Annotated in this window: 21 protein-coding genes; 6 read left to right on the top strand and 15 right to left on the bottom strand. The window is 66.6% G+C overall.

From position 1 onward, the window contains the following. The first annotated feature begins 2 nt into the window (after positions 1-2). A complete protein-coding gene (locus ACP696_RS09235) occupies positions 3-287 on the top strand; it encodes a hypothetical protein (RefSeq protein ID WP_426010145.1) in 285 nt (94 codons plus the stop codon). 15 nt (positions 288-302) lie between these two features. On the opposite strand, the gene mmcB is transcribed toward ACP696_RS09235, so the two are convergent. The 9 genes from mmcB to ACP696_RS09190 form a co-directional block, all read right to left on the bottom strand. Then, entirely contained in the window at positions 303-761 is a 459-nt protein-coding gene (gene mmcB / locus ACP696_RS09230; RefSeq protein WP_426010144.1) for a DNA repair putative endonuclease MmcB, read from the bottom strand. A gap of 40 nt (positions 762-801) precedes the next feature. Next, on the bottom strand, positions 802-1068 hold the full coding sequence (locus ACP696_RS09225) for a Txe/YoeB family addiction module toxin (protein ID WP_426010142.1): 267 nt from the start codon (positions 1066-1068) through the stop codon (positions 802-804). Further along, positions 1065-1319: a type II toxin-antitoxin system Phd/YefM family antitoxin gene (locus ACP696_RS09220; RefSeq protein ID WP_426010141.1), complete on the bottom strand. Its 255-nt coding sequence runs from the start codon at positions 1317-1319 to the stop codon at positions 1065-1067. The genes ACP696_RS09225 and ACP696_RS09220 overlap by 4 nt, the downstream gene beginning before the upstream one ends. Positions 1320-1370: 51 nt before the next feature. Beyond that, the gene (locus ACP696_RS09215; RefSeq protein WP_426010139.1) at positions 1371-1916 is read right to left on the bottom strand and encodes a lipocalin family protein; all 546 of its coding nucleotides are present in this window, start codon (positions 1914-1916) and stop codon (positions 1371-1373) included. An 8-nt stretch (positions 1917-1924) separates the two neighbouring features. Then, positions 1925-2464, bottom strand: a complete 540-nt coding sequence (locus ACP696_RS09210) for a lipocalin family protein (RefSeq protein ID WP_426010137.1) — start codon at positions 2462-2464, stop codon at positions 1925-1927. A gap of 87 nt (positions 2465-2551) precedes the next feature. Continuing rightward, on the bottom strand, positions 2552-3679 hold the full coding sequence (locus ACP696_RS09205; RefSeq protein ID WP_426010135.1) for a ferritin-like domain-containing protein: 1128 nt from the start codon (positions 3677-3679) through the stop codon (positions 2552-2554). 870 nt (positions 3680-4549) lie between these two features. Then, positions 4550-5269, bottom strand: coding sequence for a M48 family metallopeptidase (locus tag ACP696_RS09200; RefSeq protein ID WP_426010133.1), 720 nt, complete (start codon positions 5267-5269; stop codon positions 4550-4552). Positions 5270-5473: 204 nt separating this feature from the next. Continuing rightward, entirely contained in the window at positions 5474-6730 is a 1257-nt protein-coding gene (locus ACP696_RS09195; RefSeq protein WP_426010131.1) for a polyhydroxyalkanoate depolymerase, read from the bottom strand. Positions 6731-6817: 87 nt separating this feature from the next. Next, positions 6818-7411: an SCO family protein gene (locus ACP696_RS09190; protein WP_426010129.1), complete on the bottom strand. Its 594-nt coding sequence runs from the start codon at positions 7409-7411 to the stop codon at positions 6818-6820. Positions 7412-7467: 56 nt separating this feature from the next. Between ACP696_RS09190 and ACP696_RS09185 the strand changes: the two genes are divergently transcribed. Together ACP696_RS09185 and ACP696_RS09180 are read left to right on the top strand one after the other, a co-directional pair. After that, positions 7468-8868, top strand: coding sequence for an ActS/PrrB/RegB family redox-sensitive histidine kinase (locus ACP696_RS09185; RefSeq protein ID WP_426010127.1), 1401 nt, complete (start codon positions 7468-7470; stop codon positions 8866-8868). Between the two features lie 90 nt (positions 8869-8958). Further along, positions 8959-9516, top strand: a complete 558-nt coding sequence (locus ACP696_RS09180) for an ActR/PrrA/RegA family redox response regulator transcription factor (RefSeq protein ID WP_426010125.1) — start codon at positions 8959-8961, stop codon at positions 9514-9516. 45 nt (positions 9517-9561) lie between these two features. Here ACP696_RS09180 and ACP696_RS09175 read toward each other — a convergent pair whose 3' ends face one another. The 3 genes from ACP696_RS09175 to ACP696_RS09165 all read right to left on the bottom strand — a co-directional run bounded on the left by ACP696_RS09175 (position 9562) and on the right by ACP696_RS09165 (position 11515). Beyond that, a complete protein-coding gene (locus ACP696_RS09175; RefSeq protein WP_426043723.1) occupies positions 9562-10347 on the bottom strand; it encodes an SDR family oxidoreductase in 786 nt (261 codons plus the stop codon). A gap of 210 nt (positions 10348-10557) precedes the next feature. Beyond that, positions 10558-10845 (bottom strand): 4a-hydroxytetrahydrobiopterin dehydratase, encoded by a 288-nt coding sequence (locus ACP696_RS09170; RefSeq protein WP_426010122.1) that lies wholly within the window; start codon positions 10843-10845, stop codon positions 10558-10560. Positions 10846-10873: 28 nt separating this feature from the next. Further along, complete coding sequence (locus ACP696_RS09165) at positions 10874-11515, bottom strand: HAD-IA family hydrolase (RefSeq protein WP_426011275.1); 642 nt, start codon at positions 11513-11515, stop codon at positions 10874-10876. 128 nt (positions 11516-11643) lie between these two features. On the opposite strand from ACP696_RS09165, the gene ACP696_RS09160 reads away from it, so the two are divergent. Beyond that, positions 11644-12036 carry a hypothetical protein gene (locus ACP696_RS09160; protein WP_426043722.1) on the top strand — a complete coding sequence of 131 codons (393 nt, stop codon included), beginning with the start codon at positions 11644-11646 and terminating at the stop codon, positions 12034-12036. Positions 12037-12385: 349 nt separating this feature from the next. Then, complete coding sequence (locus tag ACP696_RS09155) at positions 12386-14371, top strand: AsmA family protein (RefSeq protein WP_426043721.1); 1986 nt, start codon at positions 12386-12388, stop codon at positions 14369-14371. 55 nt (positions 14372-14426) lie between these two features. On the opposite strand, the gene rsmD is transcribed toward ACP696_RS09155, so the two are convergent. Together rsmD and ACP696_RS09145 are read right to left on the bottom strand one after the other, a co-directional pair. Continuing rightward, positions 14427-14990: a 16S rRNA (guanine(966)-N(2))-methyltransferase RsmD gene (rsmD, locus tag ACP696_RS09150; protein WP_426010116.1), complete on the bottom strand. Its 564-nt coding sequence runs from the start codon at positions 14988-14990 to the stop codon at positions 14427-14429. Between the two features lie 2 nt (positions 14991-14992). After that, a complete protein-coding gene (locus ACP696_RS09145; RefSeq protein ID WP_426010114.1) occupies positions 14993-15625 on the bottom strand; it encodes a TMEM175 family protein in 633 nt (210 codons plus the stop codon). Between the two features lie 119 nt (positions 15626-15744). On the opposite strand from ACP696_RS09145, the gene ACP696_RS09140 reads away from it, so the two are divergent. After that, entirely contained in the window at positions 15745-16692 is a 948-nt protein-coding gene (locus ACP696_RS09140) for a CPBP family intramembrane glutamic endopeptidase (RefSeq protein ID WP_426010112.1), read from the top strand. 1 nt (position 16693) lies between these two features. Here ACP696_RS09140 and ACP696_RS09135 read toward each other — a convergent pair whose 3' ends face one another. Further along, a complete protein-coding gene (locus ACP696_RS09135) occupies positions 16694-17344 on the bottom strand; it encodes a lysophospholipid acyltransferase family protein (RefSeq protein WP_426010110.1) in 651 nt (216 codons plus the stop codon). Position 17345: the final 1 nt, after the last annotated feature.

Below are 17345 nucleotides of genomic sequence, written 5' to 3'. Positions count from 1 at the left end.
GTATGACCGACTTCACGATCAAGGCTCCAGCCCCGAAGACCACGGCCAAGACCGGCGCCAAGCGCGCCAAGGCCGCCGTGGACAAGGCCGTCGAGACCGTCACCGAGAAGGCCCATGTCGCCGCCGAGTTCGTCGGCGAGAAGGCCGAGATCGGCAAGACCTGGACTCTTGAAAAAGCCCAGGCGGCCCATGTGGTCGCCGAAGAGCGCCCTGTCGCCCTGGCTGTGGGGACCTTCGTCGCCGGCCTGGTGTTTGGGTTCCTGCTCGCCCGTAATTTCGACCGTTAGGCCGGGAGCGCCAAGTTAGAGGGCGAGGCGCTCGGCATTGACACCGGCGGCACGCAGCGCCGCCATCCTTGCGAAGGCCAGGGTGAGCGCCTTGCGGCGCGGCGGTGCCAGCGGCGTGACCGGAGCCTCGCGCACCACGGCCCCACCAAAGCCGTCGGCGACGATCAGACCTGGATCGTCGGGCAGAATTCCTTCAGGAAAATTCGGCGCGACCGCAAAATAGAAGGCGTCGCAATAGGGCGCGTATTCCGGCCATTTGCGGTCGATGCGGAAGTCCTCCAGCCCGGACTTCACCTCGATGATCAGCACGTCGCCCTTGCGGCCCAGCGCCATCAGGTCGGCCCGCCGGCCATTGGGCAGGGTCACCTCGGCCAGGGGCGCATAGCCCAGCGACACCAGGAACCGCGCCGCGCCCCGCGTCACCAGGTCGGTGGTCTGAGGCCGTGAAGGCCGAAGGTCGATGACGACGTCCATGCCGGAACCATGTTCCAGCTTTGTTCGGGTTTCAAGGGGGTCAATAGTGGTAACGGCATTGGGCGATTTCCAGCCTCTGGTCTTCGCCTGAACCGGCCACGCGATAAACCAGCCTGTCCTCTAGCGTGATGCGCCGCGACCACCAGCCCTTCAGGTCGCCCTTGAGCGGCTCAGGCTTGCCCGTGCCCTTGAACGGCATGCGGGAACATTCCTTGATTAGGGCGTTCACACGATCCACCACAGCCTGATCAGTGGCCTGCCAATGCAGATAGTCTTCCCAGGCATCCTGCGAAAAGACGAGCTTCACAGCTCGATCAGCGTCCGCTCAGATCCTTGCCCACTCTCCAGCTGGGCGATCGACCTACGCAGGCGTTCGGCATTGGTCGACGACGAGAAGAGGTGGATCGTTTCTTCCATCGCGTGCCAGTCCGACAGCGAAACCATGACGACGGACTCGGCCTTCTGGCGGGTGACCACGACTGGAGCGCGGTCATCGACGACACGGTCCATGACCTCTTTGAGATTGGCGCGGGTGTCGGAGTAGCTGAGCACGTCCATCGCGATCCTCCATGATCGACGATGACCAATATGTACAAAATTCCGTACAAATCAAGATGTGTGCTGCGTCACGCGTAGCATCGTCGTGTCGTAGCCCATTGCGCGAGCCCGGTTGGTCAGGGTCTTGAGCTCCGTCGGTGTCGGCGGCTTGCGCGTCAACAGCCACAGATACTTGCCGGAGCCCTCGCCGACGATCGACCAGCTGTAGTCTTCGGCGTGATCGAGCACCCAGTAGTCGCCGACATAGAACGGGCCGAAGAACGAGACCTTCAGCTTGGCTTGGCGAGTCGCGTCGACGACCTTGGCCTTGCCCTCGCTGACCTTGACCGGTCCGGTCGGCCCGCCCTGGTGGCAGGTGTTGACCACCCGGATCAGGCCGTCGGGGCGTTTGGAATAGTCGGCCGTGACCCCGTCGCAGCCCTTCTCGAATCGCATGTCGTAGCGGGCCGCCTCATACCAGCGGCCGGCATAGCGATCGAGATCCACGGCCTTGGCGGGCTGGGGCGGGTTCCTGTTACCGCTGGGGCCGGCCACGCAGGCGACGAGACCGATCGCGGTCAAGAGAACGGCGGCGAAGCCGAGGAGGCGGCGGGTCATCAGCGACCTCAGGCCGGCGGCTGCTTGGGGAATTCCAGCTTGGCGTAGCCCAGGGCCTTGACCCTCGCCAAGGCGGTGGCCCTGGCGGCTGGGCTCATCACGGCGTCGCGCGACAGAAGCCAGACGAAGTTGCCGCCCGGCGTGGCCATGATCGCCCAGGACTGGTCGCCGGCCCGGTCCAGAACCCAGTATTCCTGCTTCTTCAGCCCTCCCAGGAAGCTCATCCTGAACTTGGCGTTCTGGCTTCCGGCGGCGATCTTGCCCGTGGTGTTGAAGGTCTTAGGCGGCCCGGAAGCGCTGCCCTTATGGCAGATCTGGACGACCGTGAAGCCCTCGGCGCCCTTGTCAGTGAACTGGGTGGTGGCGGCCTGGCAATCGCGCTGGCCCGCATTGGGCGTGCGGGCGACCTCGTACCATTTTCCGGTGTAGAAGGCCGCCGAAACCGGCTTGGAAGGTGGCTGGGCGGCCGCGAGCGCCAGGCTGGGCGCCAGACTCGGGGCGAGTGTCGCGACCAGGGTCGCGGCCAGAACGAACGATCGGATGCGCATGTCGCCACCTTGCCTCACAAGACGCCATAAACGCAAAGCGCCTCGCCGGGGTTCCCCGTCGAGGCGCTGAGAAACAAACCGAGGACCCTATTCGGCGGCGATGGTCACAGGGGCAGAGGGCCGATCCCGGAAGTTGATGGCCTGCAGGTGGCGGATGCCCTCCTCGGCGATGTCGTCGCCGACCATCCGGTCGCCTTCGGACTTCAGCTCATCGATATCGACATACATCGCGTAGAACGCCTTGGTGCGTTCGGTGATGATGCCGGCGTTCAACAGCGTCTTGACCAGCACCCGGAAGATGTTGGTCTGCTCCTTCATGGCCTCGCGACGGACATCGTCGGTCATGATCTTCCCGTACTCCTCGACCACCTTGTCGGGATCAAGCCCGAACTCGGCGTAGAGATCGAGCTGCTGGTGCGGCGAGACCAGGTTGAACAGCAGGGTCTGGAAGCAGTGCGCCGCCCAGTCCTCGATGATCGCGTGCTCCTCGGGGCTCAGCTTGGGGACGGTGCGGTCAGCCCAGATCTTGCCGAACTTGTGGTGGAAGGCCTCGTCGGTCATCACCAGCTGCAACATCTTCTTGCCGACCGGATCGTTAATCTGGTTGTAGAAGGTGGCGAAGGCGCCCATGGCCAGGCCCTCGACCAGCATCTGCATGCCGATGATCTTCTTGTAGACCTCCGGCGCGCCGATGATCTCGATCAGCAGGGTCTTCAGGGCCGGGCCGCACTCGACCGGCTTGCCCCAGCGGGCCTTGATGTACTTGGCGAAGGCCGTGACGTGACGGGCCTCTTCGCGGGTCTGGTTGGCGGCGTATTCCTGGGCGCCCTGGTCCTTCAGCACGTGGCACAGCGAGGCCGACAGGTTCAGAGCGCCCTGCTCACCATGCAGGATCGAAGAGAAGCTGCGCAGCACCGACTGGTTGATGAAGCGGATGCGCTGCTTGGGATCGGACAGGTGGTTGGAGACGTAGTCGGTGGACAGGGCGATGACCAGCTCCTCGGGAACCAGGGCCTGGTTCTCCATGTCGAACGGCTCGTCGAAATCGATATAGGCCTTGTCCAGCGGGTCCCAGAAGTGGTCGTGGGTCGCGGAGATGATCTTGTCGAAGGCCGTGGAGCGGTTGTTGTAGCGGTCCAGCTCGAGCATCGACTCGAAGTCGTCCGGCGCCACCGCGTCGTACATGGCGTCCTTGGTGATGTTCTTGTCCGTCATGGGGGGCTCCTCGCCTAAGGGGCTGGACAGGGCCCGTCTGACGCGGGTCTCTGGCCTATCTGAACACTGTCAACTCAAAGGGCGGGCGGGGTCAAATTAAAAGTGACGACCGCGTCAAGTTTGAAACGCGCCGGGGCTTGGTGACAAGTGTGTGGTCCCACGCCAATCTGGCTGTGAGCGGTTGAAAAGTGTCGCGGAGCGCCGGACGACGTCCGGAGTGTTTTGAACAGTGTGCCGTTTCGACGAAGGCGATCGCTCCGCGCCATCGTTATCCGTCCGCGTCCGGTGGGCAGCCCTGTTGAGACTTAGCCGAATCCGGTGTGAACCGTTTCCGGTCCAAACGGGTGACGAGGGCGCGGATCAATGGACACGCACGCTTGTTCCCCGTCGACGCCGACGGCGGGCGGGGCCTACAACGCCAGGCTCCCCGGACACGCTGGAGTAACTCCCTCCAGCCCAGTCCCGCTCGATCGCCCCCCGCCGCCGCATCGGTCGCTGGCCATGCGCCCTTCCCCCGCGACGAGGTGAGATCAGCATACGGGAGGTTTGAGTGCGCCAGCGGTTGTGACGCTGGTTATTTTTTTGGGCGTTGAAGTTGCCGGAGTTTGAGGTTGCGATTGTGGGGATGGCGCGACGGCGATCCCCGCCGGGGACATTCACTCATTCCACGACCTGTCAAAACCTGTCGGGACGGTGGGGTGAGTGCGTGTCCTCACCGTCATCCCGGACGCTTAAAGACTATCCCTGCTTCAACCACCAACGCAGCGGGCGAAGATGGGGACACGCACTCACGGCCAAGCCACTGCAACCCGGCCAAGGCCGGGGCATGAGTGCATGTCCCCAGCTGCGCGCGCCCAAGCCCCTCGCGCCCTAAGCCGAGATCGCGTGAAGCTCCGCCGCATGAGCTCGCAGCCAGGCCCGGTGGGGGGCCGGATCGCCGGCCAGTTGACCGCACAGGGCCCAGAACCGAGGCCCGTGATTGGCTTCGATCAGGTGAGCGCATTCATGGGCGACGACGTAATCGGCCACGTCGAACGGCGCTAGCACCAGCCGCCAGCTATAGCGGATCGCGGCCGGGGTTCCGGGCCTGGCCGGCCGGCAGGACCCCCAGCGAGCCTTGGGGTCGGCGACGGCCACCGAGGGCATGGGGCGGTTCAGGGCGGCGGCGTGGTGGGCGGTGCGTTCGGTCAGCCGGGTCAGGGCCTCGCGCTTGGCCAAGCGGAGAATGCGCAGCGACCATGTGCTGTCGTCAGGGGCGATCAGGGCGTCGTCGGTCATTTTCGGCCGGCCAGAGCCGACCTCAAGTCGGTAGGGCCGGTCCAATAGGCGCAACACGCCGCCCGGCGCGACCACCTGGCGGGTGGGCAGGGCGGCCAGCTGGCCGGCGATCCACTCGGCCTTCTCGTGGGCGAAGGCCACGGCCTCGGTCAGGCGGCGCGGGGTGGGAGCCAGGGCCACCACCTCGGACTTGGCGCGATCGACCCGCAGCGACACCCGCCGGGCCCGGCCATCAACCTTAAGCCGCACCGCGCAGCCGCGCACGTCCAGCCGGTCACCGTCGGCATAGCGCTGCGGGCGGAAGAGATTCATGTCCTCTAGATCGCCCGTCGCGGTACGTCACGCAAGGCTGGCGACAAGCTGGGACTACACATTGGGAAGCGCCAAGCGCACTCGAATCCGTCTTCCCGGCGAAGGCCGGAACCCAGATTCATCCAGAGCGGCTCGTGGGTTTCATCTGGGCCCCGGCCTTCGCCGGGAAGGCGGGGGAGGGGCGGCGCCGGAGACAAAGACGCCTCAAATGTTGAAATTCGGGTCGCTCTTGCGGATGAAGTCGCGGACGCGGGGATAGATTTCCTCGCGGAACCGCCGGCCGTTGAACACGCCGTAATGGCCGACATTGGGCTGGACGTAGTCTTCCTTCTGATCGTCCGACAGCCCCGAGCACAGGCCGTGGGCCGCCTGGGTCTGACCGATGCCGGAAATGTCGTCGTTCTCGCCCTCGACGGTCATCAGGCCGATGTCGGTGATCGCCTCGGGCTTCACCAAGCGGCCGCGATGCATCAGCTCGCCCTTGGGCAGCAGGTGCTGCTGGAAGACGATGTCGATGGTCTGCAGGTAGAATTCCTCGGTCAGGTCCAGCACCGACAGATATTCGTCGTAGAATTCCAGGTGCTTGTCGGCGCTGTCGCCGTCGCCCTTCACCAGGTCCTGGAAATAGCGCTGGTGGGCTTCCTGGTGCTTGGCCTTATTCATGCTCATGAAGCTGGCCAGCTGTACGAAGCCCGGATAGACGCGCCGGCCCATGCCCGGATAGGGCGGCGGCACGGTGTAGATCATGTTGGACTGGAACCAGGCGAAGGGCTTTTCCTCGGCGAGATTGTTCGTCACCGTGGGAGAGAGTCGCGCGTCGATCGGCGAGCCCATGAAGGTCATGCTGGCCGGGCGCGAAGGGTCGTTGTCCTCGGCCATCAGGGCCGCGGCGGCCAGGACGGCTGGACCGGGCTGGCAGACGGCCACCACATTGGGGCGCGGACCCAGCACCGCCAGCATCTGGCGGATGTGGTCGATATAGTCGTGGAAGTCGAACCTGCCCTCGAGCACCGAGACCTCGCGGGCGTTGATCCAGTCGACGACGAATACCGCGTGGTCGGGCAGGAAAGCCTCGACCGTACCCCGCAACAGGGTCGCGTAGTGACCGGAGAGGGGCGCGACGATCAGCACGGCGGGATCGAGGCTGAACTTGCCGGCCCGGCGCATGTCGGACATGTCGCGGTCGAACTGGATCAGCCGCGCCCAGGGGCTCTCCCAGACCACGGTGGGCCGCACCCGCACATCGACCTGGCCGACCTTGATGCTGTCGATGTTCCAGGCCGGCTTGCCATAGCGACGGGTGACGTTGGAAAACAGGTCGGCTCCGGCGTGGAGACGCCGGCCGACATCGCTATTCGCCGCCGGGTTCAGCGGCGAGCCCCAGAAATCGCGGGCGGCGCGAGCCGCCATACGGAGGGGCGTGGAGGCGTAAAAATTTGCCTCGTGCAGGGCGTACAGCATGGCGCATCCAATATGTTGCAACGCAACATAACACGCCGCACCCTAAGAAAGTACAGCCTTCCGGTAGCGCTGCAGGGCCGCGGCGTTTTATCTGCCCGCCATGGCGTCCTTGATCTGCCGGGCGATCTCCTCGGGGGGCAGCCCATAGGCCAGCGGCTTGACGAAGCGGCCCTTGGGATCGACCAGATAAATCACCGTCGTGTGATCGACCGTGTAGTCCGGCCCGTCGCCGACCTTCTTGGAATAGACGCGGTAGGCCTTGGCGGCGGCGGCGGTCTGCTCCGGCGTGCCGGTTAGGCCCAGGGTGTTCCTGGGCAGGTAGTCGGCCGACAGATAGGCCTTCATCTGCTGGGGTGTGTCGCGCGCCGGGTCCACCGAGACGAAGACGATCCTCAGGTCCTTGGCCTTGGGACCCAACTGGTCGCTGGCCGTCGCCAGGGCCTGCAGCGTGCCGGGGCAGACGTCGGGGCAGTAGGTAAAGCCGAAGAACACCGCGTTCCACTGGCCGTTCAGCACCTTCTCGGTGACCGGTTGGCCGTCTTGGTCGACCAATTGGAACGGGCCGCCGATCAGCGCCGGTTGAGGCTGGCGCTTGAACATCCCGGCGCCGACGATCAGCGTTCCGGCGATCAGGACAGCGGCCATGGCGGCCAGAATGGCGACTACGCGATGACGCGGCATCGGCTCTCGAACCTTTCGTTCTCGCCAGACGGGAAAGTCTGGCCCTATGGTGCGACATGGCAGACGCTTCGTTCAGGAACGCGCCGCACAGTTCGCCGCGGACGGGGCTCGATAGGCCCGACGGGGAGACGGCGCAAGACGAGGACTGGTCCTGGGCGGGACCGGGGCTGCGTCGTGGGCGCCTGAGGGTTCGCACCCTGATCGCCCAACGCTGGCTGATGGTGGCGGGCCAGACGATCGCCGTGTTGGTGGCGGGGCCGGGTCTGGACCTGAAGATTCCCTACACCCTGTGCTTCTCGCTGATCGCCTTGTCGGCCTGGCTTAACGTGCTGATCGGCTTGGCGTTCGGGGGGCAACGGATGGCCCGCGAGGGCGAGGCGACGGCCCAGATCGCCTTCGACATCCTGCAACTGACGGGCATGCTCTATCTGACCGGCGGGATCATCAATCCATTCTCCCTGCTGCTGATCGCCCCCGTGACCCTGGCGGCCGCCACCCTGCCGGCCCGGTTCGCCGCGGCGATGGGGGCGCTGGCGGTGGCGGCCTGTCTGGTGCTGGCCGTCGTCCATCTGCCCCTGCCCTATCGTTCGGCCGCGGGTCCCGGCCCCATGCCCGGCATGCTGACCATGATGACCATCGTGCTGTCGCGGGTGCTCGGCATCGCCCTGACCGGCGCCTATGCCTGGCAGGCGGCGACGGAATCAGCGCGGATGGAACTGGCGCTCAATGTCACCGAGACGGTGTTGGCCCGCGAGCAGCGGCTGTCGGCCCTGGGCGCCCTGGCCGCCGCCGCCGCCCACGAGCTCGGCACGCCGCTAGCCACCATCTCGGTCGTCGCCCGCGAGATGGTCCGCAACGCCCCCGACGAGCAGACCCGCGAGGACGCCGAGCTGATGATCGGCCAGGCCGCCCGCTGCCGCGAAATCCTGCAGCGCCTGACCGAGATGCCCGAGGCCAAGGACGCCGTGCACGAGCGGATGAGCCTGGTCCAGTTGGTCCAAGAGACCATCGAGCCGCACATGATCCACGGCGTCCGCGTCGAGGCCGTGGTCAATGGCCCGTCCGGCGAGGCGGCGCCCGACATTTGGCGGCGGGCCGAGGTGATCCATGCCCTGACCTCGATCGTCGAGAACGCCGTCGACTTCGCCCGCGCGGAGGTGATCGTCATCGCGCGTTTCGACGCCCGCGCCGTGGTCATCGAGGTGCGTGACGACGGTCCCGGCTTCTCGCCCGAGGTGCTGGCCAAGCTGGGCGAACCCTATGTGACCTCGCGCCCCGGAGCGGAGGGCTCGCGCACCGGCCATATCGGCATGGGACTGGGCTTCTTCATCGCCAAGACCCTGCTGGAACGAACCGGCGCCACCGTGGATTTCAGGAATGGACGGCGTGGCGGCGCGGTTGTGGCGGCGCGCTGGCCGCGATCGGCGCTGGAAGCGCCGGGCTTCGTGGGCGTATGAGCATGAAACGCTTGCGGTCCAATGGAATCGGGCGACATGATGACCCCCGGGGGTTCAGGTTAAGTATTGGCGCGGGGAGGCGCTGAGTTCATGGCGGATATCGTAGAACTGGTTGCGGCCTTGCCGGACAAGTCCCTGCTCCTGCTCGACGACGACGCGCCTCTCCGGACGCGTTTAGGCCGGGCGCTGGAGCAACGCGGATTTTCGGTGACACTCTGTGCTTCGGTCGCCGAAGCCATGAGTTCTCTACGAAGTCATGCTCCCGCCCACGCGGTTCTCGACATGCGTCTTGAGGACGGCACCGGTTTGAAAGTCGTGGAAGCCGTGCGCGATGCGCGCCCCGACGCCAAGGTCATCATGCTGACGGGCTATGGCAACATCGCAACCGCCGTGGCGGCGGTGAAGGCCGGGGTGATCGACTACCTTTCCAAGCCCGCCGACGCCGACGACGTGGCCCGCGCCCTGCTGGCCGCCAAGGGCGACGCCCCAACCCCGCCGGAAAACCCGATGAGCGCCGACCGCGTCCGTTGGGAGCACATCCAGCGCGTCTACGAGATGTGCGGCCACAATGTCTCCGAGACCGCCCGCCGCCTCAACATGCACCGCCGGACCCTGCAGCGCATCCTGGCCAAGCGCGCGCCGCGGTGACTGCTGATGGGGACATGCGCACGCGCATGTCCCCAATCGTATGGCTCACATCGCCGAAATGCCGCCGTCGACCTTGATCTCCGCGCCGGTCATGAACTTGCTCTCGTCGCTCGCCAAATAGAGCACGGCGTTAGCGATATCCAGCGGCTCGCCGATGCGGCCCAGCGGCACCTGCCGCGCCAGCTTGGCATGGGCCTCCTCCTTGCCGAACCGCGCTGTGAAGCCATCCAGGATCGGCGTGTCGATGAAGGTCGGGTGGATCGAGTTGGATCGAATGTTCAGCCCCTGCTTGGCGCAGTAGAGGGCGATGTTCTTGCTGAGCAGCCAAACCGCCGCCTTGGAAGCGTTGTAGGCCGGCGAATTGCCGTTGGCGATCAGGCCGGCGATCGATGAGAGGTTGATGATCGAGCCCGGCTGGTGGGCCCGCATGTGGGTCAGGGCGTGCTTGGCGCCCAGGAACACCGAGTCGACATTGACCGACATCACCTTTTTCCAGAGCCCGAAATCAAGGCTCTCGATGGGGCCATCGCCGCCGATGCCGGCGTTGTTGACCAGCACCGACAGGCCACCCATCGCCTCGGCCGCCTGTGCCAGAACCTCGATCCACTGGTCTTCCTGGGTGACGTCCAGCTCATAGGCGAAGGCCGTGCCCGCGCCGTGGGCGGCGTTCAACTCGTCGGCCACGGCCTGGACGCCGGAGAAATTGATGTCGGCCACGGCCACCTTGGCCCCGTGCTCGGCCAGCAGCCGCGCCGCCGCCGCGCCCAGGCCTTGGGCGCCGCCCGTGATGAAGGCCTTCTTGCCGGCGACCCGGCCCGTGCTCTGCGCCATTCGGCGTCCTCCCGATTATAATTCAAACGATAGTTTGAACCGGATGGGCGGCTGGAGGAAGGGGGAAACGCAAGTCCTCCCCCTGTGAGGCAGGTGTCGGCGCAGCCGACGGAGGGGGAAGCGATTGGCAGGCCGCAAGGCCGACGAGCTTCGATCCCAGAACTCCCCCACCGATCGCTTCGCGATCACCTCCCCCACAGAGGGAGGAACTCAGCCGGCGATCTCGTCCATGAACCGGGCCATCGTCACGTCCAGGTCGCTGACCCCGTCGGCGTCGTGGGTGGTGAGCACCACCTCGACCCGGTTGTAGACATTGAACCATTCGGGATGGTGGTCGAGCTTGTCGGCCAGCAGGGCCACGCGGGTCATGAAGCCGAAGGCGGCGTTGAAGTCCGCGAACCGGAAGGTCTTGCTGATCGCATCCTTGTCGGACACGGTGGCCCAGCCCTCCAGTTGGGCGAGGGCGGCGGGCGCGCCGATCTTGGCGGGGCGGGACATGGCGGCTCCTGCGGAAGGCTTTCCCCAGTCAGAACGCCAAACCGGTCGCCGCCGCAAGGTCCGCCAACGCCTGGTCTTCCGTAGCGACCTTGATCGCGGTCATGCCCAAGGCTGCCGCCGGCTTGCAGTTGACCCCCAGGTCGTCGAGATAGACGCAGTTTTCCGGCGCGACGCCGAGCGCCTCGCACATCATCTGGTAGATGCGCGGATCGGGCTTGCGCACCCCGACCTTCGAGCTTTCCAGCACCACCTCGAATTCAGCGATGATCCGCGCCACCGCCGCCGCCTTGTCGGCCGAGCCCGACATGCCCGCGCCATGGCCGGTGACCACGTTGTTGGTGATGCAGCCGACCCTGAAGCACGCCTTGCAGGTCTTCAGCGCCGCCACCACGCGTGGACGGATGTCGCCCGACAGCAGCGGCAACACCTCGGCGCCGGCCAGTGGGTGGCCCAGGCGCGCGGATTCTTCCAGGAACCGGGCGTCGAAGGCGGGGGCGTCGATTTCGGAACGCTCGAACAGCGCCCAGGCGTTGGTGTCGGGGTTGGTGGCGTTGACCCGGCGGATGAAGTTCTCGGGCAGGCCGCGCTGAGCCTCGAACCGCGCGAAGGCCTCGAAGGGCGACGTGGTGAACACGCCCCCGAAATCCCAGATCACCGCCTCGATCGCCATATCGCCCTCAAACAACTGTTTAATCGCACGCTAGGCCGGGAGAAATCTCATGGCAACGCTCGCGTCGCGGATGAAATCCTGAGCGCGCCCCTTACGCTTCTGATTTGTTAACTTTCTGGAGTTTCCGCATGTCGCGCCGCCTCGTCCTTTCGCTGTTGCTGCTCGCCGCGCCGGCTTTCGGCGCCGGCGTCGCGACGGCTCAGGACCGGCCGGGCCTCTACCTTGATCCCCAGCAATTGCCGCCCGACACGCGCTCGGGCGAATGCGTCACCCGCCGGGTCACCGGTCCGGGCGGGGCCTATCGTTGGGATCGGGTGGAATGCGAAGGCGACGGCGGTTGGAGCGATTTCGATCGTTGGGGGCATGGACGTCCGCTGAACGTCGAGAATCGGACGGAACGCGGCGGCCGCTACGGTTATGAATATCGGCCCGGGTGGGGATCCGGGCCGAACGATCGTCGCTACCGCGTGGCGGGCCGCGACGGCGACGGCTTCCTGGTCTGGCCAGGCAAGCAGCCATAGGAACACGATTTTTTGGCCCGAGGATTGCGTCCGGGGGGACTGGACGCATCAATTCGGGACGGGGGGACTACCATCATGCGATCGCCTAACGGGCCGCTCTTCAAGCGATATGAGATTATCGCCATCGTCGCTTTCGTGTTGGCGGCTGTCGCCGTCAGCAGCTTGAGGCTGGTCTACTAAGCCAGCTTTCGAGCGGGTTCGGAACACAAGGCCCCCGTCTGCGCGTTGTGGGCGGGTACCGGAGGTTCCCGCCCTGTCCACGCCGTCGATCACGTCCGCTCAAAACCCCGCCTGGCATCACAGGGCGGTGAAGCATTGGCGCGGCCTGCCGCCTGGCGCGCGGCGCGGCATGCTCGCCGCGACCCTGGTGTTCGCGGCCGTCATCGTCTTCCTGATCCTCTTCGATTGGAACTGGTTTCGAGGCGCGGTGGGCCGATTGGCTTCGGCCCAGCTGAACCGCGAAGTGGTCATCCAAGGCGACCTGCGGGTCCACCCTTGGTCGTTCTCGCCCAAGGTCGAGGCCTATGGCGTGCGCGTAGCCCAGCCCGATTGGGCGCCGAAGACAGGGGATCAGGCCGGGCGGCCCATGGCCAAGGTCGACCGCATCGCGGTGCAGATCAAGATCCTGCCCCTGCTGAAGGGCGAGGTGATCCTGCCGCTTCTGGCCGTCGATCGACCCGACGTGCGCCTGTTGCGCGAGGCCTCGGGCCGCGCCAACTGGGTGTTCGGCAATCCCAACGCCCCGAAAAAGCCGCTGAAGCTGCCGGCCATCCAGCACTTCATCATCAATGACGGCCAACTTCGCTACGAGGACAAGCAGCGCGACATCTTCTTCAACGGCATGGTCAGCTCCAACGAACAGGCGACCGGCGACGGGCGGGGCAAGTTCGTGCTGGAGGGCAAGGGCCAACTGAACCGCTCGCCGTTCACCGCCATGGTCACCGGCGGCCCGCTGCTCAACATCTCGCCGCGCAGGCCCTATCCGTTCGACGCCACGGTCGATGCGGGTCCGACTCATGTCACCGCCAAGGGTGACATCACCAAGCCCTTCGACCTGGGACGGTTCGAAACCCAGGTCAGCGTTTCGGGTCCGGACCTCAACCGGCTGTACGCGCTCACCGGCCTGACCCTGCCCAACACCCCGCCCTACAAGATCAGCGGCCACCTCAGCCGCAAGGATGAGCGCTTCGATTTCCAAAAGCTTGTCGGGCGCATCGGCGACAGCGACGTCTCGGGCGACCTGTTCGTGCTGATGGGCAAGGAACGCCCCTATCTCGAGGCTGACCTGCAGTCCAAGCGGCTGGACTTCGATGACCTGGGCAGCCTGGTCGGCGCCGCGCCGGCCACGGGCAGGGGCGAGACCGCCTCGGCCGGCCAGAAGGTCGAGGCCGGACAGCGCGACGCCACCCAACGCCTTCTGCCCGACGCCACCCTGCAAGTGGATCGCGTCAAGGCCATGGACGCCAAGGTCAAGTACCGCGCCCTGGCCGTGAACGCGCCCAACCTGCCGCTGAAGAAGGTTCGCCTGGACCTGACGCTGGACAAAGGCGTGCTGACCCTGGACCCGATCGCCTTCAGCTTCTCGCGCGGCGATCTGGCCGGCAAGATCCGGCTCGACGCCAATCCCAAGGTGCCACGCACCGATCTCGACCTGCGGCTGACCAACGCCAAGCTCGAGGACTTCATTCCGATCAAGAGCGGTGGGCAGCCGGCGATCGAGGGCGGGGTGATGGCCCGCGCCAAGCTGACCGGCTACGGCAATTCGGTGCACCGCGCCGCGTCCAGCGCCAATGGTCAGGTGACGGTTGTGTCGCCCAAGGGCGAGATGCGCCAGGCCTTCGCCGAGCTGCTGGGCGTCAACGCCTCCAAGGGCCTGATCCTGCTGCTGTCGGGCGACAACCGCCAGACCAGCGTGCGCTGCGCCGTCGCCGACTTCACGGTCAAGGACGGGATCATGCGCTCCAACCAGATCGTCGCCGACACCGGCGTGGTGCTGGCCAAGGGCACGGGCACGATCGACCTGCAGAACGAGAAGCTGGACCTGCGCATCGAGGGCCAGAGCAAGAAGCCCCGCTTGGTGCGGCTGTTCATTCCGATCAACATCAAGGGCCCGTTCATGGCGCCCAAGGTCGGGCTCGACACCAGCGGCGCGGTGACCCAAGGCGGTATCGCCGCCGTGCTGGGAACGCTGGTCAACCCGCTGGCCGCGATCATCCCCTTCGTCACTGGCGGCGGCGCCAAGGACGCCGACTGCGCCAGCCTGGTCGCCGGGGCCCGCGGCGACGGCGCCCCGGTGAAGGTGACCCAGACCACGCCGGCCAAGGTCAAGAACTAGGGTTGGGCCGGGGTGCGGCCGGGGACATGCCCATGGCCATATCCCCGGCGGTTCTTTAGGCCAGTCGGAAGAAGAACACCCGCGCCGCGCCGTAATCGCGCGCGTCTAGCCGCTCGAAGCCTTGCGGCGCCGGGTCGAGTTCGTCGCGGCCGCGTTCGAACATCACGATGGCGCCAGGCGCCAGCCAGTCGCCGGCGATCAGTTCGGCCAAGGCCTTCTCGCCCAGGCCCTTGGCATACGGCGGATCCAGAAAGGCGATCGTGAACGGCGCGCCGACGCTGGCGGGGCGCAGGCCCAGATCGGCGGCGTCGCGGCGGTGGACCTTGGTCTGGCCGAACAGGCCGAAGGCGTCGATGTTCTCGCGGATCGCGCCGCGCGCCGCGTCGTCGGTCTCGACGAACACGCAGAAGGCCGCGCCGCGCGAGATCGCCTCCAGGCCCAGGGCTCCGGAGCCTGCGAACAGGTCGATCACCCGCGCGCCGTGCAACTCGGGAGCCCAGGCGGCGTGCTCCAGGATGTTGAACACCGCCTGGCGGGCTCGATCGGAGGTGGGGCGCGTGGCAGCGCCGGGCGGCGTGGCGATGGCCTTGCCGCGATACTGGCCGGAGACGATGCGCATGCCTAGGCCTCGGAAGGCAGGGGCGCCGGCTTGGGCTGCAGGCGGCGGCCGATCAGGGCCAGGGCCAAGCTGATCGCCCCAATGCCCAGGAACCCCCAGGGGGTGTGCGTGCCGAGGCTGAGGAACGACAGGCCGCAAAACAGGCCCGGCAGCAGCGTCACGCGCAGCAGGATGAACAGCCGCACGCCCAGGCCTAACGGCTCTGCCAGCTTGCCGATGAAGGCCGCATGGGTCCAGATGAGGCCCTGGGTCAGGCCGATGACAGCCACCAGGCTGACATAGAGGATCAGCGGCCCAGCCGTGTGCACGCCCCACAGCAGCTGCGTCGCCAGGGGCAGCAGCGCCACCAGCCCCAGCATCAGAAAGTTCAGCACGTCCAGCAGGGCGTCGGCGCGCCGCAGACGGGAGAAGGTTCGCCGGTGGCTGATCCACAGCACGCCGATGGTCGCGAAACTAACGGCATAAGACTGCAGCTTGGCGGCCATTAGATGGAAGAAGGATCCGACCTCGCCATCCCAGCCTTCGGGTGGGTGGATCTCGATAGCCAGCAGGGTGATGGCGATGGCGAACACCGCGTCCGAGAACAGGATCAGACGGTGGAGGTGCTGCTCTTCCTTGTCTGCGATGTTGGTCATGGGGCGCCCCGTCTTTGAACCGATGTGTGCCGCGCTCCGGCCATCGCGGCAAGTCGCCTGTTGGGCGCCTTGCGTCCCGCGCGGCGAACGCCTAGCGGTGAACCAGGATTTGAACGGGAATGACGGTGCTAGCAAAGCTTCAACGGTCACCGTTCCTGGACGACCTGACCCCCGACGACCGGCGCGTGAGCCGCGTCTTGCTGACCTTGCCGCTGGGCGTCGTGGCCGCCTTGCTGAACGCCGTGATCGCCGGACTCTTGGTCTTCCTGGTTTTCCTGTTCGGCGCGGGCCTGGGCGAGGCGCGGTTGATGGACGCCCTGCGCGGTCGGGTTCCGCTGGGCGGCGACGTCATGCTGGTGATGTTCGTCCTGGCCCTGCTGGCGGCCACCAATGGCGGCATGGCGGCCGCCTTCACCGCCGTCGCGGCGCGCTTGCATCATCGGCGGCTTCGCTCCTACGTCACCGCCGCGCCCCGCTTCCGCTGGCGGTTGACGCTGCTAGGCCTGGCCCTGTTCGCGGCGGGCATCGGTCCGCTGCTGCTGCTGTCGGTGGCGCTGGATCCCAAGACCGCGACCATCACCGCGCCGATCCTGACCATCAGTCCCAGCCTGGAGGGCCGCGCGGCCTATGCGGTCGGCGCGGTCGTCCTGCTGCTGCTGGCGGCGGCGGCCGAGGAACTGGTGTTCCGCGGCTGGATGGTGAAGGTGCTCGGCGCCTATACACGCTCGCCATGGGTGCTGATGATCGTCAGCGCGGCGGCGTTCTCGGCCGTGCATTTCGATCCCAATCTCGACGCCAACCTGATCCGCGCAGCGATGGGCGTGGGCCTGGCCTGGAGCGTTCTGCGCCTGGGCGGCATCGAGTTCGCCATCGGCGCCCACGCCGCCAACAACATTCTCATCCTGCTGTTCCTGCAGCCGATGTCGCTGAAGCCCGAGCCGCCGCACGCCTTTCCGCTGGAAGTACTGATCCTCGCGCCGCTGATCCTGGCCGGCTACGTCGCCATGGCCGAGATCGCCGCCCGCTGGACGCCGCTGCGGCGGTGGAGCCAGGTGGCTGTCGCCTAGGCTAAGACCAGCGAAGGGGCGGCGCTTCGGCCCTCAGGGCCAGCAGCGACGAGCGCAGCTTGGTCATGAAGGCGTGGCGGTCACCCTCCCAGGCCAGGGGCTCGCCGACCAGCACCGCGCAGTTCAGCGGCACGGGGATGGTCTCGCCCTTGGGCAGCACGCGGCCGGCGCCCTGGATCCAGACCGGCGTCACCGGCGCGTCGGGAAAGGCCTCGGCCAGACGCGCCACGCCGCTCTTCAACTGACCCATGCCCTCGTCGCCCTCGCCGTCGCCCCGCGTGCCTTCCGGAAACACCACGACGATGTCGCCGGCCGCCAGGGCCGCGCGGGCGGGCGCGAGAACGTCCTCGTCGCGCCCGAACTTGCGCCGCGCCACGGGCACGATGCCGATCACGTGGCGCGAGAACCAGCCGATCACCGGGTCCCTGAGGAAATAGTCGGCCGCCGCCGCTGGCCGCACCCGCGCCAGGGCTCGGGAGGGAAAGATCGCCAGCAGCAGTAGGGTGTCGACATGGCTGGAATGGTTGGCCGCGACGATCGCCGGTCCCTTCAGCGGCAAGCGCTCGCGCCCCGAAACATCGGCCCCCGTCATGAACAGCGCCAGGGGGCGGGCCACCAGGATCAGCAACAGGAAGCGCAACCAGCCCTTCATG

The sequence above is a fragment of the Caulobacter sp. DWR3-1-2 genome (assembly GCF_049896225.1).
GTDB lineage: Bacteria > Pseudomonadota > Alphaproteobacteria > Caulobacterales > Caulobacteraceae > Caulobacter.
Note: the sequence above shows the minus strand (reverse complement) of the source record. Positions and strands in the feature narration are given on the sequence as shown.